General features: G+C 66.7%; 20 protein-coding genes and 1 pseudogene. 15 read left to right on the forward strand and 6 right to left on the reverse strand.

The annotated features are described in order from the left end of the window. Positions 1 to 30: 30 nt before the first annotated feature. On the reverse strand, positions 31 to 204 hold the full coding sequence (locus tag IPG97_05760; protein MBK6856063.1) for a hypothetical protein: 174 nt from the start codon (positions 202 to 204) through the stop codon (positions 31 to 33). A 139-nt stretch (positions 205 to 343) separates the two neighbouring features. On the opposite strand from IPG97_05760, the gene panB reads away from it, so the two are divergent. The 11 genes and pseudogenes from panB to IPG97_05815 all read left to right on the forward strand — a co-directional run bounded on the left by panB (position 344) and on the right by IPG97_05815 (position 8,958). Next, entirely contained in the window at positions 344 to 1,219 is an 876-nt protein-coding gene (panB, locus tag IPG97_05765; GenBank protein MBK6856064.1) for a 3-methyl-2-oxobutanoate hydroxymethyltransferase, read from the forward strand. Positions 1,220 to 1,294: 75 nt separating this feature from the next. Continuing rightward, a complete protein-coding gene (locus IPG97_05770; GenBank protein MBK6856065.1) occupies positions 1,295 to 1,993 on the forward strand; it encodes a DUF192 domain-containing protein in 699 nt (232 codons plus the stop codon). 239 nt (positions 1,994 to 2,232) lie between these two features. Beyond that, the gene (gene rpsF, locus IPG97_05775; GenBank protein MBK6856066.1) at positions 2,233 to 2,577 is read left to right on the forward strand and encodes a 30S ribosomal protein S6; all 345 of its coding nucleotides are present in this window, start codon (positions 2,233 to 2,235) and stop codon (positions 2,575 to 2,577) included. Between the two features lie 12 nt (positions 2,578 to 2,589). Beyond that, positions 2,590 to 3,042: a single-stranded DNA-binding protein gene (gene ssb / locus IPG97_05780; protein ID MBK6856067.1), complete on the forward strand. Its 453-nt coding sequence runs from the start codon at positions 2,590 to 2,592 to the stop codon at positions 3,040 to 3,042. Continuing rightward, positions 3,042 to 3,476 (forward strand): 30S ribosomal protein S18, encoded by a 435-nt coding sequence (locus IPG97_05785; protein ID MBK6856068.1) that lies wholly within the window; start codon positions 3,042 to 3,044, stop codon positions 3,474 to 3,476. Before ssb ends, IPG97_05785 begins: the two co-directional genes overlap by 1 nt. Then, a complete protein-coding gene (gene rplI, locus IPG97_05790) occupies positions 3,476 to 3,922 on the forward strand; it encodes a 50S ribosomal protein L9 (GenBank protein MBK6856069.1) in 447 nt (148 codons plus the stop codon). Before IPG97_05785 ends, rplI begins: the two co-directional genes overlap by 1 nt. Before the next feature lie 305 nt (positions 3,923 to 4,227). Continuing rightward, positions 4,228 to 5,670 carry a replicative DNA helicase gene (gene dnaB, locus IPG97_05795; protein MBK6856070.1) on the forward strand — a complete coding sequence of 481 codons (1,443 nt, stop codon included), beginning with the start codon at positions 4,228 to 4,230 and terminating at the stop codon, positions 5,668 to 5,670. A 35-nt stretch (positions 5,671 to 5,705) separates the two neighbouring features. Then, a complete protein-coding gene (locus IPG97_05800) occupies positions 5,706 to 5,846 on the forward strand; it encodes a hypothetical protein (GenBank protein ID MBK6856071.1) in 141 nt (46 codons plus the stop codon). 51 nt (positions 5,847 to 5,897) lie between these two features. Beyond that, positions 5,898 to 6,413 (forward strand): NUDIX hydrolase, encoded by a 516-nt coding sequence (locus IPG97_05805; GenBank protein MBK6856072.1) that lies wholly within the window; start codon positions 5,898 to 5,900, stop codon positions 6,411 to 6,413. 169 nt (positions 6,414 to 6,582) lie between these two features. Next, a pseudogene (aqpZ, locus tag IPG97_05810) lies at positions 6,583 to 7,288 on the forward strand (aquaporin Z). 140 nt (positions 7,289 to 7,428) lie between these two features. Continuing rightward, positions 7,429 to 8,958, forward strand: coding sequence for an AarF/ABC1/UbiB kinase family protein (locus IPG97_05815; GenBank protein ID MBK6856073.1), 1,530 nt, complete (start codon positions 7,429 to 7,431; stop codon positions 8,956 to 8,958). A gap of 53 nt (positions 8,959 to 9,011) precedes the next feature. Here IPG97_05815 and IPG97_05820 read toward each other — a convergent pair whose 3' ends face one another. Further along, positions 9,012 to 9,494, reverse strand: a complete 483-nt coding sequence (locus IPG97_05820) for a hypothetical protein (GenBank protein ID MBK6856074.1) — start codon at positions 9,492 to 9,494, stop codon at positions 9,012 to 9,014. 296 nt (positions 9,495 to 9,790) lie between these two features. On the opposite strand from IPG97_05820, the gene IPG97_05825 reads away from it, so the two are divergent. Further along, positions 9,791 to 10,051, forward strand: coding sequence for a hypothetical protein (locus tag IPG97_05825; GenBank protein ID MBK6856075.1), 261 nt, complete (start codon positions 9,791 to 9,793; stop codon positions 10,049 to 10,051). A gap of 23 nt (positions 10,052 to 10,074) precedes the next feature. Here IPG97_05825 and IPG97_05830 read toward each other — a convergent pair whose 3' ends face one another. From IPG97_05830 to IPG97_05840, 3 genes are read right to left on the reverse strand one after another with little or no spacing between them, the layout of a single operon-like run. Continuing rightward, positions 10,075 to 10,533: a cupin domain-containing protein gene (locus tag IPG97_05830; protein ID MBK6856076.1), complete on the reverse strand. Its 459-nt coding sequence runs from the start codon at positions 10,531 to 10,533 to the stop codon at positions 10,075 to 10,077. A 58-nt stretch (positions 10,534 to 10,591) separates the two neighbouring features. Next, complete coding sequence (locus IPG97_05835; GenBank protein MBK6856077.1) at positions 10,592 to 11,029, reverse strand: hypothetical protein; 438 nt, start codon at positions 11,027 to 11,029, stop codon at positions 10,592 to 10,594. 13 nt (positions 11,030 to 11,042) lie between these two features. Then, a complete protein-coding gene (locus IPG97_05840) occupies positions 11,043 to 12,572 on the reverse strand; it encodes a succinate-semialdehyde dehydrogenase (NADP(+)) (GenBank protein ID MBK6856078.1) in 1,530 nt (509 codons plus the stop codon). Positions 12,573 to 12,877: 305 nt separating this feature from the next. Between IPG97_05840 and IPG97_05845 the strand changes: the two genes are divergently transcribed. Further along, positions 12,878 to 14,251 (forward strand): class I SAM-dependent methyltransferase, encoded by a 1,374-nt coding sequence (locus IPG97_05845; GenBank protein ID MBK6856079.1) that lies wholly within the window; start codon positions 12,878 to 12,880, stop codon positions 14,249 to 14,251. Between the two features lie 65 nt (positions 14,252 to 14,316). Here the strand turns inward: IPG97_05845 and IPG97_05850 are convergent, their stop codons facing one another. Beyond that, complete coding sequence (locus IPG97_05850; GenBank protein ID MBK6856080.1) at positions 14,317 to 15,210, reverse strand: thioesterase family protein; 894 nt, start codon at positions 15,208 to 15,210, stop codon at positions 14,317 to 14,319. A 62-nt stretch (positions 15,211 to 15,272) separates the two neighbouring features. Between IPG97_05850 and IPG97_05855 the strand changes: the two genes are divergently transcribed. Together IPG97_05855 and IPG97_05860 are read left to right on the forward strand one after the other, a co-directional pair. Continuing rightward, positions 15,273 to 15,656, forward strand: coding sequence for a nuclear transport factor 2 family protein (locus IPG97_05855; GenBank protein ID MBK6856081.1), 384 nt, complete (start codon positions 15,273 to 15,275; stop codon positions 15,654 to 15,656). Between the two features lie 99 nt (positions 15,657 to 15,755). Continuing rightward, on the forward strand, positions 15,756 to 16,973 hold the full coding sequence (locus tag IPG97_05860) for an acyl-CoA dehydrogenase family protein (GenBank protein ID MBK6856082.1): 1,218 nt from the start codon (positions 15,756 to 15,758) through the stop codon (positions 16,971 to 16,973). Positions 16,974 to 16,977 lie beyond the last annotated feature (4 nt).

Genomic DNA, 16,977 nt, shown 5'->3' on the forward strand with positions numbered 1-16,977 from the left:
CGACGACGATCGGAACTATTCGCTCGGGTCCTAGGTGATCGGCTCGTGTGGGTAGATGGTTCTACAGATCGCGCACCACGTCTCGAACTCGCCGGCTCGGTGTTCGCCATCGGGCTGGCCTGCCTCGTCGAAATGGACGTAGATCCGCTGCACGGTCACCAGGTCGGGGCCGGAGTCACCGCAGGAGTCGCATCGGTCGCTCATGGAGCCGACGGTACCTTCCGCTCGTTGAGAGTCCCCCGAGCGAGAGGTGGGGAATGGAACAGCCTCAGGAGCTGGTTCTAGCCTGGTGACACCGCCGGCAGCCGAGGGGCGCTGGACGGGAACAACCAAGGAGGCTCACATGAGCACATCTCCCTCTTCTTCGGCGACCCCGGTCACCGTTCCTTCGATTCGGGGGACCAAGGTCCGCAACGGCGCGGACCGGCTGGTGATGGTCACCGCCTACGACGCGCCCGGCGCCCGCATCGCCAGCGAGGCCGGTGTCGACCTGATCTTGGTGGGAGATTCTCTGGCCATGGTGGTTCTGGGCTACGACGACACCCTTCAGGTGACCGTTGAGGACATGGCCCACCACACCGCGGCGGTGGCAAGGGCCAAGCCCCGTCCGCTGATCGTCGGCGACCTGCCGTGGCTCAGCTACCACGTGTCGGTGGAAGACACGGTTCGCAACGCCGCCATCCTGATCCGGGCCGGTGCCGAGGCCGTCAAACTCGAGGGTGGGACGAAGCGGATTCCGATGGTCGAGGCCCTCGTGGATGCCGAGATCCCGGTGATGGGTCACATCGGTCTCACTCCCCAGTCGGTTCACGCGATGGGGGGATTCAAGGTCCAGGGTCGCAGCAGCGACGCCGCTCTTCAACTGGTGGCCGACGCCAAGGAGCTCGAGCACGCCGGGTGTTTTTCGATCGTGCTCGAGGGGGTTCCCAGCGAGGTGGCGGCGATGGTGACCGAGACGGTGAACGTGCCCACCATCGGTATCGGTGCCGGTCCGGAGTGCGACGGCCAGGTGCTGGTGTACCACGACGTATTGGGAATCGAGGACCGAATGGCTCCCAAGTTCGTGCGGCGCTACGCCGATGTGAAGGGCGTGTCGGTGGCGGCGATGGCCACCTTCGCCGAGGACGTTCGGGCCGGGACCTTCCCGGGCCCGGCCGAGTCGTACCACCTGTCGGCCGAGGTGGCCGAGGCCCTGAACCTGTACGGATCCGGAAGCTGAAACAGGGGCTCGCTCCCATGGTCGGTCATGGCGGACCTATGGTTCCGCCGTGACGACGTCAGCCTGGATGGGTCAATGACGGGGCCAGAGGGAAGGGGACGCCGCCGACTGGCGGTCGGTGCCGGCTTGGTGCTGTGTCTGATCGGGCTGGCCTTGGTGGGATACTCATATCGCGGGTCGATCAAGCAGCGGGTGAAGGAAACGGTTCGGCCGGACCCCGAACCCCCGGCCTGGGTGGCCTCGGTGACCACGGCCCCAGCGGATCCGACCGGCATGGTCGGGGCCTGGTCTGAGGTGGTTGGGGGGCGTACCCCGCTGGCCGGTTTCGGTGAGGTGAAGGCCACCGTCACCGCGGCTGACGGCACGGTTTGCGAGGTGTGCCTGCTGGCGGCGCTGACCCCGGACCAGCGTGCGACGGGTCTCATGTACGTGACCGATCCGGACTTGGGGGGGTACGACGGGATGGTCTTCGTGTTCGACGCCGACGTCTCCGCGGGGTTTTGGATGCGCAACACGAGGTTGCCGTTGTCCATCGCCTACTTCGACGGTGACGGGGTGCTGGTGTCAACCAACGATATGGAGCCGTGTCCGGACGACGAACCCAACTGTCCGACCTACCCGGCATCGGGGCCGTTCCGCTATGCGATCGAGGTACCGCAGGGTCGACTGGCCGACATCGGAGTGGTCGGTGCCGACGGAGGTGTGCCGGAGCCGCGAGACGCGGTGCTCGAGATCACCGGCGAGCCATGTCCGGCGGCGGCCGACGCCCCCTGAGGGTTCGGGGACTGAGCTCTTTGTGGCGGAGCCCCCGCCTCTAGCTGGGATGGGGCCGTTGGTGGTTACACCCCGGGTCAACCCCCCTCGCCCGGTTTCGTTGTCACACCCCTCGGGGAGGATGGTGCGATGAGGTCCGAAGGGCACAGGTCCGCTACCGTCATGCGGTCCAATTGCAGACCCTGCCCCAACCGTTGGGGCCCCGGCTCAGCCGGGTCCGGAGGGAGGTGAGGCTCGCGATGCGAGCATATGAGTTGATGGTCATCTGTGACGGTGGGCTCGAGGAGTCCGAAGTTGCCAAGGTGATCAACCAGGTGACCGCTCAGGTCGAGGCTGCCGGTGGAACGGTGCCCAAGACCGAGAAGTGGGGTCGCCGACGTTTCGCCTACGAGATCAACCACAAGACCGAAGGTTTCTACGTGGTGTTCGAGATCGAGGCCGAGCCGGGTGCGCTCGACGATGTCGACCGCAACCTGCGCCTCGCGGACGAGGTGGTCCGCCACAAGATCATCCGGCTCCCAGATGCCGAGGCGTTCCGCCGCGGCCTGTTGGGTGCGCCGGCCCCGGCCGCTGAGGCTGGGTGACCACCAGGAGCAATCATGGACAACACCGTCACCCTCGTGGGCAATGTGACCCGCGATCCCGAGATCCGATACACCCCCAGTGGTCAGACCGTGGCCACCTTCGGCCTTGCGGTCAACCGCCGCTGGCAGAACAAAGCCACCAACGAGTGGGAGGAGCAGGTCTCCTTCTTCGACGTCAAGTGCTGGTCACAGATGGCTGAGAACGTGGCCGAATCCGTGCCGCGGGGTACCCGGGTAATCGTCACCGGTCGCCTCGAGCAGCGCTCGTGGGAGACCGACAACGGCGAGAAGCGCTCCAAGGTCGAGGTCGTGGCCGACGAGATCGCTCCCAGCCTGCGCTGGGCCACCGCCCAGGTGCAGAAGATCGACCGACGAGACGGAGCCCCTAGCGGTGGCTCCTCCGGTGGTGGGGGTCGTCCCATCGCCAATGAGCCCACCAACTACGACGGGGAGGAGCCGTTCTAATGGCACCCAAGCCAAAGCGCGTGAAGAACAAGGACAACGCGCGTCGCGCCAAGAAGAAGGTCAGCATCCTGACCCAGGAGTCCGTCGACTACGTCGACTACAAGGACGTCAACCTGCTTCGCCGATTCATGTCGGACCGGGCCAAGATCCGCGCCCGTCGCGTTACCGGAAACGACACCCAGCAGCAGGCCGCCATCGCCATGGCGATCAAGAACGCCCGTGAGATGGCTCTGCTGCCTTACGCCAACCGTGTCACCCAGCAGCGTGGTGGTCGGGACCGTGGTGCAGACCGTGGCGTCCGCGCCGATGGCCCGCCGCCCCGTCCGTCGGGTCCGCCTCCCTCCGGTGGCGGCGCCGAGGGTGAAGAGTTCGAGAACTACGAAGAGTTCGAGGGCGAGGACGAGGGCGTGGAGGCCGAGGAGGTGGACGCCTGATGAAGCTCATCCTCCGCTCAGATGTCGAGGGTGTCGGCCACAAGGGCGACGTCGTCGAGGTATCCAACGGCTACGGCCGGAACTTCCTGTTGCCCCGTGGGCTGGCCTTCAAGGCCACCGATGGGGCCAAGGCTCAGGCCGATGCCATGAAGCGGTCTCGCGACATCCGTGATGCCGCCGCTCGTCAGGCCGCCCAAGAGGTGGCCAAGCAACTGGTGGCCTCACCGGTTTCGATCACCGCCCGGGTGGGTGGCGACGGCCGTCTCTTCGGTTCGATCACCACCGCCGATGTGGCGGCGGCCATCGTGGCCCAGACCGGAGTCGAGATCGACCGCAAGCAGCTCACCCTGGAGGAGCCAATCAAGGCTCTGGGTACCCACTTGGTGCCGGCCAAGCTGCATGCAGACGTGGAGTTCCCCGTCACCGTCGAGGTTGTCTCCAACTAGTTCCTTCCGGCCTCGGGGCCGGTGATCCGGTGACCCGGTGGGTTCGGAGGTTTCTCCTCTGAACCCACCGTGATCCGGTCTCTCTGACGGTCCTGGAGTGCTGGCTCCTGGACCGTCCGGTCGTTTGCTCGACCGTTTGCCTCTCTTCGGCGCGTCCCGGTCGCGGTCCCAGGGTCCAGAACCTCCCCGCCTGACTCGTTGTCCACACCCTGTCCACAGGTAGATCACAGGGTTTCGGTACTGGTTATCGACAGCCCGCTTGCACGAAGGTGTAACCCACCATGCCTGACGAGCCACCTCCGGAAATGGACGAGCCTCCGGGCGACTACCTCGATGCTCCCGCTCCGCTGGCGCCACGTCGTGACGGTGGCGTTGACGGGTGGTCGAGGGGTGGTGGGCGATCGGCTGAAAGGCCTTCGGGAGGTGGCGCCGGTCGACGCCTGCCCAGCAACATCGACGCCGAGGAGTCGCTGCTGGGCGCCATGTTGCTGTCGCGCACCGCGGTCGACGTGGCGTCGGAGGTGGTGTCCTCCGACGACTTCTACCGACCAGCGCACGGTCACATCTACGACGCCATCACCTCGCTGTCGGCCCGGGGAGAACCGGTGGATCCGGTCACGGTGGCCGAAGAGCTGCGCCGGGCCGACCTCCTCGATGCAATCGGTGGCCCCGGGACCCTGCTCGCCCTTCAGGCCGGCACACCGGCCACCTCGAGCGCGGCTCGCTACGCCAAGATCGTCGAGGAGCACGCCCTCCTGCGCAGCCTCATCGGAGTGGCAGGTGAGATCGCCGAGATCGGCTACGGGCTACCCGAAGATGTGCCCAAGGCGGTGGACCTGGCCGAGTCGCTCATGTTCGAGGTGGCCCAGCACCGCCAGACCGACTCCACCAGCCGCCTGCACGACCTGCTCGATCAGACGCTGGACAGTCTCGAAGCTCTCTATGAGAAGGGCGATGCGATCACCGGCACGCCCACCGGCTACATCGAGTTCGATGAGCTGACGTCTGGCCTTCAACCCAACGCCCTAGTGGTGGTGGGGGCCCGCCCGGGCATGGGCAAGACCAGCTTCGCCCTGGGAATGGCTGGTCACGCCGCGCTGGAGGCCCACCGTCCGGTGCTGTTCTTCTCCCTGGAGATGAGCCGGATCGAACTGTCCCAGAGGCTCTTGTGCTCTGAGGCTCGTGTCGATTCCACCAAGGTCCGCAACGGCCGTCTCACCGACGACGACTGGCGACGGATCTCCCACGCCATCGGCCGCCTCGGCGATGCCCAACTCTGGATCGACGACAACCCCCACGTGACCGTGATGGAGATTCGGTCCAAGGCCCGTCGACTCCAGTCCAAGGTGGGCCAGCTCGGCATGATCGTGGTCGACTACATCCAGCTCATGACCGGCAACTCCCGGGCCGAGAACCGCCAGACCGAGGTAGCCGAGATCAGCCGTGGTCTCAAGATCTTGGCCCGCGAACTCCAGTGCCCGGTGGTGGCCCTGGCCCAGCTCAACCGTGGCCTGGAACAACGGGCCGACAAGCGGCCCATGCTTGCCGACCTCCGCGAGTCGGGATCACTCGAACAGGATGCCGATGTGGTGGTGTTCCTGTACCGAGACGAGCAATACAACGCCGATTCACCCGATCGAGGAACTGCGGAGGTGTTGGTCACCAAGCACCGCGCTGGCCCAACCGGCATGGTCCGCCTTGCCTTCCTCGACCATTACACCAAGTTCGCCAACATGGCCCGGGACTGAGGCTTGCCGGGGATCGTGGTCACCCTCGACGCGCCGTGAACCCTGAGGATTACGACGACTGGCTGATGACCCAGGCCGGTGAGCGGGCCGAACGCCGACGCCGCCTGATGGTTTGGGCTCTGTTGGTCGCCATGGGAGCAATGCTCTTCGTGCCGGTGATCCAGGCCTTCACCTGAGCACTTTCGGTGGATCCAGGCCTGTCGGTTGGGGCCTGTACGGTCGGCGGCGTGTGGTTCTGCGACGAGTGTGGTTCACGGGCCGAGGGAGGTGCACCGGCCGCGGCGGTGCCGCCGGTGTGTCCCCAGCATGGACCTCGGTGGCGTCTGGTCCGCAACGCGCCGTGTGCCGAGGTCCTGGTGGAGCGAGACGGACGGGTGTTGTTGAGTCGACGGGCCCACGAACCGTTCCTCGGGGTTTGGGAAATCCCGGGCGGCTTCGTCGACAGGGGTGAACACCCGGTGGACGCCGCGGTGCGCGAGCTCCGGGAGGAACTGGGGATCGACGTCGAGCTCACGGCTCTGCTCGGTACCTACCTGGAGCAGAGCGCCTATGGCGAGTGCTTGGAGATCACCTGCTATCTGGGCCGGTCGGCTGAAGAGCCGGTGGCCAACCCGGCCGAGGTGAGCGAATGGGGATGGTTCACGTTGGTGGAAGCCCCCGAGACGATGGCTGGTCGTGACCGCCAAAGGGTGGTCGACTGGGCCGCCGGTCGGGCCGTAGCGCTGCCGGCCGACGGGCTCTGACAACCGAGAACTGCCCCGGTGTGGGATCGGGTCACCTGTCCACGCGACCTCACCGGGAATCCCCACGAAGGCGGGCGGCGAGAATCACCCCGGCCGGGGGATCATCGACCGTGGCGATCTGGTGTGTGATCCTGATGGAAGTCGACGGAGCGGAGAGCTGACCATGGACATGAAGCGCAGACTCGGTGCCGAAGCGTTCGGCACCTTCTGGTTGGTGTTCGGGGGCTGCGGCTCGGCGGTGCTGGCAGCGGGAGTGCCTGATGTGGGCATCGGTTTCGCCGGGGTGGCCCTGGCCTTCGGATTGACGATTCTGACCATGGCCTATGCCGTTGGCCCGATCTCAGGTGGTCACTTCAACCCGGCCGTCACCATCGGACTGGTGGTGGCCAAGAGGTTCGACCAGAAAGATGCCCCGGCCTACATCGGGGGCCCAGGTGGTCGGGGCTGTGGTGGCTGCCGCAGTGTTGCTGGTGGTGGCTTCGGGTGTCGACGGGTTCAGTGCCTCTGACGGTTTCGCCTCCAACGGGTTCGGGGAGTTCAGCCCGGGCGGCTACTCGATGTTGGCCTGCCTGGTGGCCGAGGTGGTTCTCACGGCCTTCTTCTTGTTGGTGATCCTGGGTTCCACGGCCAAGCAGGCGGCTTCGGGGTTCGCCCCCATCGCCATCGGGCTGGCCTTGACGCTCATCCATTTGATCTCGATCCCGGTCACCAACACCAGCGTCAACCCGGCACGATCGACCGGTCCGGCGCTGTTCGCCGGGGGTGACCACCTGGTGCAGCTCTGGTTGTTCTGGGTTGCCCCCATCGCCGGCGCCGTTCTGGGGGCACTGATCTGGAAGCTGGTCCTGGCTGATCCGGCCGAGGAACCCGCCTGAGCCTCCCGCTGGAAGGGGCGTTCGGCCAGACGGAGGCCGAGTACCCACCTGGCCAACTCCGAGGCGTCCGAGGAGATGGATCTCCGACCGCGTCATCTCCCAGGCAGAGGACCCCGATCCCGGCACTAGCGTCTCGGGCCATGTCCGAGACGTCCTCGCCCAAGCCTCGCTCGCGACTCACCCGCGGTGTCGCCGTGGCCTCGGCGGTTGGTGTAGCCGGTGTGGCGGTCGTGCGGAACCGTCGATCCGACCGCCTCGATGCCGCCTCCATTGCCACCGGTCCGGTACCGGCTCTGGGACCGATCGGTGCCACCGGCCGTGCCCGCCGGTCGTTGATCACGGCACGGGCCGCGTCCAGGGCTGGTGGAGCGTGGGCGCTGCACCGGGCCCGGCGGACCTTCGCTGATGCCGAACGACGAGATGAGCTCGACCTCGCCCATCAGATCAAGACGGCCACCGAGGTGGCCGAGACCCTTGGCAACCTGAAGGGCGCCATGATGAAGCTGGGTCAGATGGCCAGCTTCTTGCACCAAGGGATGCCCGAGCCGGTCCGTGATGCGCTGGCTCAGCTCCAACAGGACGCCCCACCCATGGCCCCCGAACTGGCGGCCCAGGTGATCGAGGCCGAATTGGGCCAACCCCCAGAGAAGGTGTTCGCGCAGTGGGATCCGGTTCCCGTCGCCTCGGCCTCGATCGGTCAGGTCCATCGAGCTATGACCCAGGACGGTCGGGCGGTGGCCGTGAAGGTCCAGTACCCCGGAGTCGACGAGGCGATCCGAGGGGACCTGGACAACGCCGGGCTGCTGTTCGGAGCGATGAAGGCCATGTTCCCGGGGCTGGACCCCAAGCCTTTGGTGGCCGAACTACGAGAACGGATCAGCGAGGAGCTCGACTACCGCATCGAGGCCGACAACCAGCGCCTCTTCGCCGACTACTACCGCGATCATCCCTTCATCCACGTACCCGCCGTACTCGACGACCTGTCCACCACCCGGGTCCTGACCACCGAGCTGGCCACCGGCGCCCGGTTCTCGGAGGTCAAGACCTGGTCGCCAGAGCAACGGAACCTGGCCGCCGAGACGATCTACCGCTTCGTCTTCGGGAGCCTGTATCGGCTGGGAGCCTTCAACGGCGACCCGCACCCCGGCAACTACCTGTTCGGTCCGGACGGTCGGGTCACCTTCCTCGACTACGGCCTGGTCAAACGGTTCACCACCGAGGACATGGACCTGTTCGAGCAGATGATCCGGGCCATGGTGATGGATCGAGACCTGCCGGCCTATCGCCGCATCGTGGAGGAGGCGGGGCTGTTGACCCACAACCCCGACTTCACCGACGAACAGATCGGAGAGTACTTCGGTCACTTCTACGCCTTCGTCATGGAAGACGAGCCGGTGGCGATCACCGAAGAGTACGCGTCGGAGACCGTCGGGTTGTTCTTCGACACCAGCGGTGCCCACGGCGAGATCATGAAGGCAGCCAACGTGCCGGCCCCGTTCGTGATCATCCAGCGGATCAACCTGGGGATCTATGCCTTGCTGGGTGAGTTGGGCGCCGTCGGGAACTGGCGACGCATCGGCGATGAGCTGTGGCCGTGGGTGAACGGACCGGCGTCCACCGAACTCGGACGCCGAGAGGTCCGCTGGCGGGAGAGCCACCATCCCGACTGAGCGGGCTCGCCTCGTTAGGGTCCTACCGGATGGGTCTGGGGGTCAACGTTCGGTCACGACCGCAGGCGGAACGAGGAGCCTCGACGGGTCCGGGGAGGTCGGGGCCGGGCCAAACCCATCCATTGGTAGACCCGAACTCCACCCTCGATCAGGGCGGCGACCAGGGCCACGAGGGTTCCCCCCATGACCAGCCACGCGGCGGGCCGGGCTTGGTTAGCCGCTCGTTCCTGGCACGGATCGTTGTTGTTGGCCTTGGCCTCAGATGCGGTCGTTCCCGAAGGGGGGTTGTCGGGGTCCACGTATTCGTTGAGGCGCCCGTCGAGCAGGAAGGAGAACGAAGTACCGCAGTCCTGGGTAGGTGTCGCTAGTGGCCGTGTTCCCCACACCAGCCCGGCCCCGGCGACCACAACCCCGACCATTGCGACCACCAGGGTGACGGTGTGAAGCAGGGGACGGCGGGTGACCTGGGCATCTTCAGGTGCCGAGGAGCCGGAGCTGGCCTGGTCATCGGCTTCGGTTGTGATGGTCTCGGTCACGGGGCCCCGGTTGGGTCAGGTGTGAACGGCCAATGGTAGGCAGCGTCGACCATTCGTCCCACGCGCCGTCGTCCAGAGCGCGCACGGCTCGAAAACGATGCCGCCGGTCGGGGGGAGCGAAGGCCACGTCACAGGTCGTCGCATCCTGGACCGATGCGACGGCGATGTGGTGTGGAGGGAGGAGTGTGACCTCCGCTCCTACCCCTAGGTGGCCAGCGGGGGCGAACGCCACTGACCACGTACCTACTCATCGGCACCCGGGGGACCGTCTTGAGGGTTCGGTAGCGTGAGGGACTGTGGCAACCATCACCAACGCCGTGTCCGTGGCAGGCCAGGAGTCATTCACCCCGTTCCTGGGCGATGACCTGATCGTCTGGCTGGTGCTGGCCATGGGCGGGGCGCTGCTGGCCGGCAACCTGGCCGCCGTGCTGCGCCCTCCTGCTCAGGCCAACCGGCGTGAAGGTGACCTGGAGCAGGCGCCGGTGACCCGTTCTCTGGTCATGGCCGGGGTGGGTCTGGTAGCCACGATCTGGGCTCTGCTGTCACTGTTGGCTTGAGTGCCCGCATCCCGGGCCGGAGTTCACCAGCCCGGGATGTTCCAACCCTCGGGTGTCCAGCCCGGTGGAGCGAGCTCGAAGCCCTCGAAGTCGAAGGCGGGGGCCACGGTGGCTCCCACCAGGGTCCAACCTCCGGTGGTGCGCGCGGCCTGCCAGGCCCGGGCTTCGACGAGGGCCTGGGGCGACTGTCCGGAGAGCACATCTGGCCCGAGCAGCGTCACGTCGTGATCGTTGCCGTGGGCTACGGCCAGCTCCAGGGGGGCGCCGGCGTAGTAGTGCCATATCTCGGCGGCATCGACCCGGTGCCAGTGGGATCGCTCGCCTTGCGACAGCAGGAAGTAGATGGCGGTTCCCGCACCGCGCCCACCATCGGCGGGATGATCCCGCCAGTTCTCCCGGTACCAGCCACCTTCGGGGTGGGGATTGAGCCCGAGCTGGTCGATGACGGCCAGAGCTTCGGGGTTGGGGGTGCCAGGCGACATCGGACCAGTCTGTCCGAACGGTGTGCCAGACCAGAGGATCGCTCCGAGGCCGGCTGGATCAGCGCTGAGGGTCGAGCGCGCCGTCGTGGTCGGCGTCGGCGGCCGCCAACCAGGCCGCACGACGCTGGCGCGATGTCTTGGATCCGCGCACCACCTTCACTCCGATGCCGGAGATGGACGCGACGATCAGGACCAGGAGGCTGAGCTGAGCCCAACCACCTCGATCACCGGCATCTTCAGGGGCTCGACCCTCGTTGGGTTTGGGGATGCTGCGCGGCTTGGCATCGGGCTGACCTTCGGCTGAGGTCTCGATGGCCGTATCCCGGCCGGTGTCACCATCGGAGAGCAGCGCTACTGCGGTCACGCCGCCGAGGATGGCCACCATGAGGACGATGGCACTCAGGATGATGGTTCGACGGTTGGCCGCGTCCTGATCCCGCCGGACTCGCGTGGGAGGGGCGGCACGGGCCTGAACACCTCGGCTGGTCGGTTCCACAGATGATCGATCGTCAGCGGGGCAGGTGCTTGGCCGCTTTGAGCAAGGCGGTGAAACGCTTTGCGTAGGCGGGGGCATCGTCGCCAGGGTCCATCAGCTTGTCGACGATGGGGGCCCGTACGGCGATGGTCTGGGACTCGGTGTACTTGAGCAGTCCCTCGCGGGCGTGACGGCGGCCGACTCCCGAGGTCTTCATTCCACCCATTGGGGAGTCGATGGCAGCCCAGCCCGATGAGTAACCGTCGTTCACGTTTACGGTGCCCGACATGAGCCGGGCGGCGACGGCCTTACCCTTGCGCACGTCGCCGCACAACACGCTGGAGTTGAGCCCGTACTCGGTGTCGTTGGCCAGGTCGATGGCCTCGTCCACGGACTGGACCGTGTAGACCGACACCAGCGGTCCGAACGTCTCTTCCTCGAAGACGGCCATCTCGGGGGTGACGTCGGCCAATACGGTCGGCTCGTGGAAGAAGGGTCCGATGTCGGGGCGGGGGTTGCCACCGGCCACCACGCGGGCCCCCTTGGACACCGCGTCGTCGATGTGCTCGCGCACCTTGTCCAACTGCGCTTTGGAGGCCAGTGCTCCCACCTCGGGCCCGTATTCCTGATCGGCTCCGAGGGTCAAGGCGTTGACGCGGGCGGCCAGGCGGTTGGTGAAGGCCGAGGAGATGGCCTGCTCCACGTAGATGCGTTCGATCGAAATGCAGAGCTGTCCGGTGTTGGCGAAACAGCCGCGGGTGGCCGTCTCCACGGCCCGGTCGAGGTCGACGTCGGCCATCACGATCATCGGGTTCTTGCCCCCCAACTCGGCTGAGAAGCCGACGAGTCGGGCGGCGGCCTGCTGAGCGATGGACCGACCGGTCTGGGTGGAGCCGGTGAACATCACGTAGTCGGTGGTGTCGATGATGGCGGTCCCGACCTCGGTGCCAGGGCCGGTGACCACCTGGACCAGGCCTTCGGGTAGACCCGCCTCTTGGAGGAGTTCGAAGGCGCGGAGCGCGGTGAAGGGGGTCTGGGAATCGGGTTTGATGACCACTCCGTTGCCGGCGACCAGCGCGGCGAGGGCGTCGGAGGTGGCCAGGGTCAGTGGGTAGTTCCACGGCGAGATGACACCTACGACGCCCTTGGGGATGTGGTGCTCCCGGGCCGTCACCAGGCCAGGCATGGCGGTCAGCCGCGGCGTTGGCCGCAACGCCCGGGGGGCGAGGCGGGCGTAGTAACGGGCGGTGATGGCCTGATCCATGATCTCTTCGAAGGCCCAGACCCGAGCCTTGCCGTTCTCGGCTTGGATCAGGTCGAGGAGCTCGTCTTGGTGTTCGAGGACCAGATCGTGGTAGCGGAGCAGGACTGCGGCCCGCTCACGAACGGGGGTCTGAGCCCAGCGTCGCTGTACCCGTCGGCACTCGGCCACCGCCGTTTCCACGTCGTCGCGGGTACCGAGGGGAACCTGTCCGATCACCTCACCGTTGAGGGGAGAGGTGATCGACTTGAGCTCGCGGCCTTCGGCCACGGAGATTCGGCGGGCCAGACGGTCGGTCTCCATGGGCCCGGGACGAAGCTGGCCGCCTCTCGCACCCGATCGGTCGCCTCGCTCCGATGCGGAGGACGACGGCGCGGTGTCGGTGGTCTCGGTGTCGGTGGCGCTCACGGGATGCTCCGATCGGGAAGGGGTCGCAATGACTCGACTAGGCGGGTCGACCGGCGACGGTGACGTGGGACAACGGTAATGGCGCCCTCTTCTCGGTGGAAGTGGAGGGCCTCGAGGCACATGCCCGCGATGGTGCGGGCCAGCTACCGTGGCCGGTCCGGGGGGAACCGGTACGCGGCTCGGCCGCACGAAGGGTGAGCATGTTTCCGTTCTGGGACAAGGTGGTGGCACCGATCCTTGAGGCCGCTGACGTGAAGCGACTGGTGGAGATCGGTGCCCTTCGGGGTGAGAACACCCGTCAGATCCTCGACACGGTTGGCCCCGAGGCCGAGCTTCACGTGATCGACCCGGTACCCGACTTCGACCCTGACGAGCACGCCCAGGAGTTCGGTGGCCAGTACATCTTCCACCGAGACCTGAGCGTGAACGTTCTGGGCGGGCTGCCGGTGATGGACGCGGCTCTGATCGACGGTGACCACAACTGGTACACGGTCTACAACGAGTGCCGCCTGCTGGCCGAGGTGTGCACCGAGGCGGGGGCTCCCTTGCCGGTGATGATCTTCCACGACGTGGCTTGGCCCTACGGTCGCCGTGACCTCTACTACAACCCCGATGACATCCCGACCACCTACCGCCAGGAATGGGCGAAGAAGGGGATGTTGCCCGGGGTCAGCGAGCTCGTACCCGAGCACGGGCTCAACCCGACCATGGCCAACGCCGTGATCGAAGGCGGACCGCGCAACGGCGTCATGACGGGTGTGGACGACTTCGTGGCCGAGTATCCCAAGCCGTTGCGGGTGTTGGAGATCCCCATCTACTTCGGGCTGGCCGTGGTGGTGGAGGAGGATCGTCTGGCCCAGCTACCCCGTCTGGCCACCTTCCTCGACTGGCTTGAAGGCATCGAGGGCAAGTCGATGCTGCTGGAGTTGGCCGAGACCATGCGGATCCAGGCCATGTTGTTCCAGCATCGGATCTACTTCCAGAACGAGGCCGAACTGGAACACGTCGCCCGACGCTACTTGGATGCCCTCAAGCGCGAGCTGGTGGCCGAGCTTGGCGACCCTCGTAAGCCGGCCCTGGATGCCCTTCACGCCGCGCTGGAAACCATGCGCTCCGATCACCTCCGGGGGCACGTGGCCGTGGCCGGCGTCGGTCCCGGCAGCTCCATCGGACTGGTCCGGGCCCACCTAGACGCCTACAAGCAGCACGGTCGTGAGGTGTACGCCATCGACCGCTTCGAACACACCGAGATCGCCCAGGTCCGGCGCAACCTCGAGCACTGCGGCCTGTTCGACGGTCGGGTGAACCTGGTTCACGGTAACCCCGAGGCCACCCTGGTCGAACCTCCCGTCGACAGAGTGGCCGTGTTGTACCTCGGGGCGTGGACCGGTGCAGACGTGGCCACGGTGTTGGAGCGGCTCCACCCCCGCCTGGCCCCCGGTGCAGTGATCCTCATCGAGAAGGCCACCGACCCCGCCGTCCGGGCTGCCATCGATGCCTATCGGTCCAGTCACGGGATCACCGCTCCCGAGACCACGGTCACCACCGCCACCACCTGGCGCCACCAACCCTGACCTCGAGTGTCCGCCGAAAGACCGAGCCTTCTGGCGGATCGAGATGGGTACCGGCTCGCCAGAAGTCAGGCCCGTCGGGGACTCGGGGCAGCCTTCGGGGGTGGTTCGGCGCCCTCGGGGAAGCGGATGGCGGCGAGTTGGGTGGCCTGGCCTACCAGGTGGCCCGCGCTGTCCCACAGCTCGCAGACCTCGTCGATGCGGTCGTGGTGTACCGACTGCACATACTGGCGGACGCGCAACGGGCCCGGAGCAGGCCAGGACCGGACGTAGGCGGTGAGCGACAGTGTCGGCACCCAACCGGTGGGGGCCAGGTCGAAGGTGGCGGGCGGCAATGCATCGAGGAAGAACAGCAGGGAGTAGGGGTCCGCGGGACGACCGTCAGCCAGCGAAATCCAGCCCTTCAGCTCACCTCGCCCCGTCGGTTGACCGAAGGCGAAGCCCAGACACGCCGGGTCGAGACGGGTGTCGGCCCGATCCATCACCGGGATCGTGAACCCGCTTCCCGGTGGTGCGCTGGGCATGCGGTGACAGGACTCGGGCGGAGCGACTTCGAAGGGGTCGGGTCCGGTCCACCACGGGGGTGAGGATCGATCGGGTTGCTCCAGGCGGCCGAGGGTTACCACCACATCGACGCAGGCTCGGCCGGCCTGGGAGAGCGTGGCCCGGGCTTGGCTGGCGCCGTGGCCCAACCGGAGGATCTGTACTGCGATCTCGGCCGGGCCTGGGTCGGGGGCCCTCATGAAGTGGGCGGTGGCGGCCAGGGGATGGGGGTGGTCGGCACCGTCGGTGACCACCTCGTCGGCGGCAGCGCGGACTAGGGCGGCCAGAAGGTACCCACCGTTGGGTTTGGGGCCGACAGTCCAGCCAGCGTCGACGTTCAGGTCGTACACCGGGAGGCCTGGTCGGCGGGTGCTGGTGGTGGCGGTGTCGAACTCGGAGGCTCCGATGGTTGCGGACATCTCGGCAGGGTAGGGCTGCATTCGGGGAGAACCTCAGCCCTACGTCGGGTACGTTGCCGGCCATGGCCGAACCAGATCAGATCCGAGAGACCGTCGCCCGATACGTGGCTACCTTCAAGGATGATCGTGCTGGCTGGTTGGCCCTGTGGTCCGCCGACGCCACCTTGGAGGACCCGGTCGGTTCGCCGGTTCGACACGGCATCGACGAGATCGCCGAGTTCTACGACCAGAGCCAGGCCTCGGCCGACAGCGTCGAGCTGCGGGCCGACGGTCCGGTGATAGTGCTCGGTCATGAAGCCTCGTTCCGGTTCCACGCTCGTCCGACTCTGGGTGGGGTCACCTTCAGCCTTCCGGCCATAGACGTGATGACCTTCGATGACGAAGCCCGCATCACCAGCCAACGGGCATTCGTCGACTTCTCCATGTTGGCTCCGGCCGAAGACTGAGCTCGACGACGGCCAGGTGGCGGCGCCCTGGCTTGACCCGGCGGTCAAGTTGGGCGATACGGTCCGTTGGGCAAACGTGCACACAGGGGGTGTAGCGCCATGACCGTCACCGACCCGTCCATCAGCGCCGAGGCTCTGGTCCAGGATCGAATCGACCAGCTTCTGGGAGTCGGCGATGCCCGATTCGGCGACCCCGTCGAGTTTCGGGGTCGCCAGTACGACCTGGGCCTGGCTTGGGTCCATTTCCCCGAAGGGTGGGGCGGGCTGGGGCTTCCTCCCTCTCATCAAAAGACGATCGACGCTGCGTTGCGGGCGGCCGGGGCCCGTTCACCCGAGGCCCGTCACTTCTTCGGGTTGACCATGGCCGGGCCGACGGTGGTAACCCACGGCGATGACGCAATGCGGGCCCGGCTGCTACGACCGATGTTCACCGGGGAGGACGCCTGGTGCCAACTCTTCAGTGAGCCCGGTGCTGGCTCGGACCTGGCCGGTCTGGCCTGCAAGGCCGTTCGCGACGGGGACGAATGGGTGATCACCGGCCAGAAGGTGTGGAACACCCTGGCTCACCTGGCCAATCGGGGGATGCTGGTGGCCCGCACCGACCCCGATGCCCCCAAGCACAAGGGCATGACGTACTTCGCCTTGGACATGCACGCCCCAGGGGTGGAAGTGCGTCCGTTGCGTCAGATCACCGGAGAGGCCGAGTTCAACGAGGTCTACCTGACCGAGGTGAGGGTTCCGGACTCCGACCGCATCGGCGACGTGGGCGAAGGCTGGCGAGTCTCGATGACCACCCTGTCCAACGAGCGCACCACCATCGGTGGTGGCGGCGGAGTACCCGCTCGTGGTTCGGGCGCTATCGCCGAGGCGGTGAGGATCTGGCGGGACGAACCCCACGTCGAGCGGTCCCCGGTGGCGCGGGACCGTCTCATGGATCTGTGGATCAGGGCGGAGGTGTTGCGTCTGACCAACATCCGGGCCTCACAGAACCGCAAGGCGGGGAACCCCGGGCCCGAGGGCTCGATCGCCAAGCTCATGTTCGCCGAGGTGAACAAGGACATCTACGAGCTGTGCGTGGATCTGCTGGGCCCGGCCGCCACCGTCGGTGCCGACTACGAGATGCGCCGGTCTGAGAACCTCGGCTTGGTGGGTCCTCCCGGCTCGTCCCGCAAGATGTTCCTTCGTGCCCGAGCGAACTCGATCGAGGGGGGCACCAGTGAGATCCAGCGCAACATCCTCGGTGAACGGGTCCTGGGACTTCCGGGAGAGCCGCGCACCGACAAGGAACTCCCGTGGAAGGACGTTCCCCGGAGCTGAGTTT

The organism is Microthrixaceae bacterium (genome assembly GCA_016702505.1).
Classification (GTDB): domain Bacteria; phylum Actinomycetota; class Acidimicrobiia; order Acidimicrobiales; family Iamiaceae; genus Aquihabitans.

Bases quoted from the DNA above. Each gene is read 5' to 3' on its own strand.
- IPG97_05760 (MBK6856063.1), bottom strand. From the start codon at position 204: ATGAGCGACCGATGCGACTCCTGCGGTGACTCCGGCCCCGACCTGGTG.
- panB (MBK6856064.1), top strand. From the start codon at position 344: ATGAGCACATCTCCCTCTTCTTCGGCGACCCCGGTCACCGTTCCTTCG.
- IPG97_05770 (MBK6856065.1), top strand. From the start codon at position 1,295: ATGACGGGGCCAGAGGGAAGGGGACGCCGCCGACTGGCGGTCGGTGCC.
- rpsF (MBK6856066.1), top strand. From the start codon at position 2,233: ATGCGAGCATATGAGTTGATGGTCATCTGTGACGGTGGGCTCGAGGAG.
- IPG97_05785 (MBK6856068.1), top strand. From the start codon at position 3,042: ATGGCACCCAAGCCAAAGCGCGTGAAGAACAAGGACAACGCGCGTCGC.
- rplI (MBK6856069.1), top strand. From the start codon at position 3,476: ATGAAGCTCATCCTCCGCTCAGATGTCGAGGGTGTCGGCCACAAGGGC.
- dnaB (MBK6856070.1), top strand. From the start codon at position 4,228: ATGGACGAGCCTCCGGGCGACTACCTCGATGCTCCCGCTCCGCTGGCG.
- IPG97_05815 (MBK6856073.1), top strand. From the start codon at position 7,429: ATGTCCGAGACGTCCTCGCCCAAGCCTCGCTCGCGACTCACCCGCGGT.
- IPG97_05830 (MBK6856076.1), bottom strand. From the start codon at position 10,533: ATGTCGCCTGGCACCCCCAACCCCGAAGCTCTGGCCGTCATCGACCAG.
- IPG97_05840 (MBK6856078.1), bottom strand. From the start codon at position 12,572: ATGGAGACCGACCGTCTGGCCCGCCGAATCTCCGTGGCCGAAGGCCGC.
- IPG97_05845 (MBK6856079.1), top strand. From the start codon at position 12,878: ATGTTTCCGTTCTGGGACAAGGTGGTGGCACCGATCCTTGAGGCCGCT.
- IPG97_05850 (MBK6856080.1), bottom strand. From the start codon at position 15,210: ATGTCCGCAACCATCGGAGCCTCCGAGTTCGACACCGCCACCACCAGC.
- IPG97_05855 (MBK6856081.1), top strand. From the start codon at position 15,273: ATGGCCGAACCAGATCAGATCCGAGAGACCGTCGCCCGATACGTGGCT.
- IPG97_05860 (MBK6856082.1), top strand. From the start codon at position 15,756: ATGACCGTCACCGACCCGTCCATCAGCGCCGAGGCTCTGGTCCAGGAT.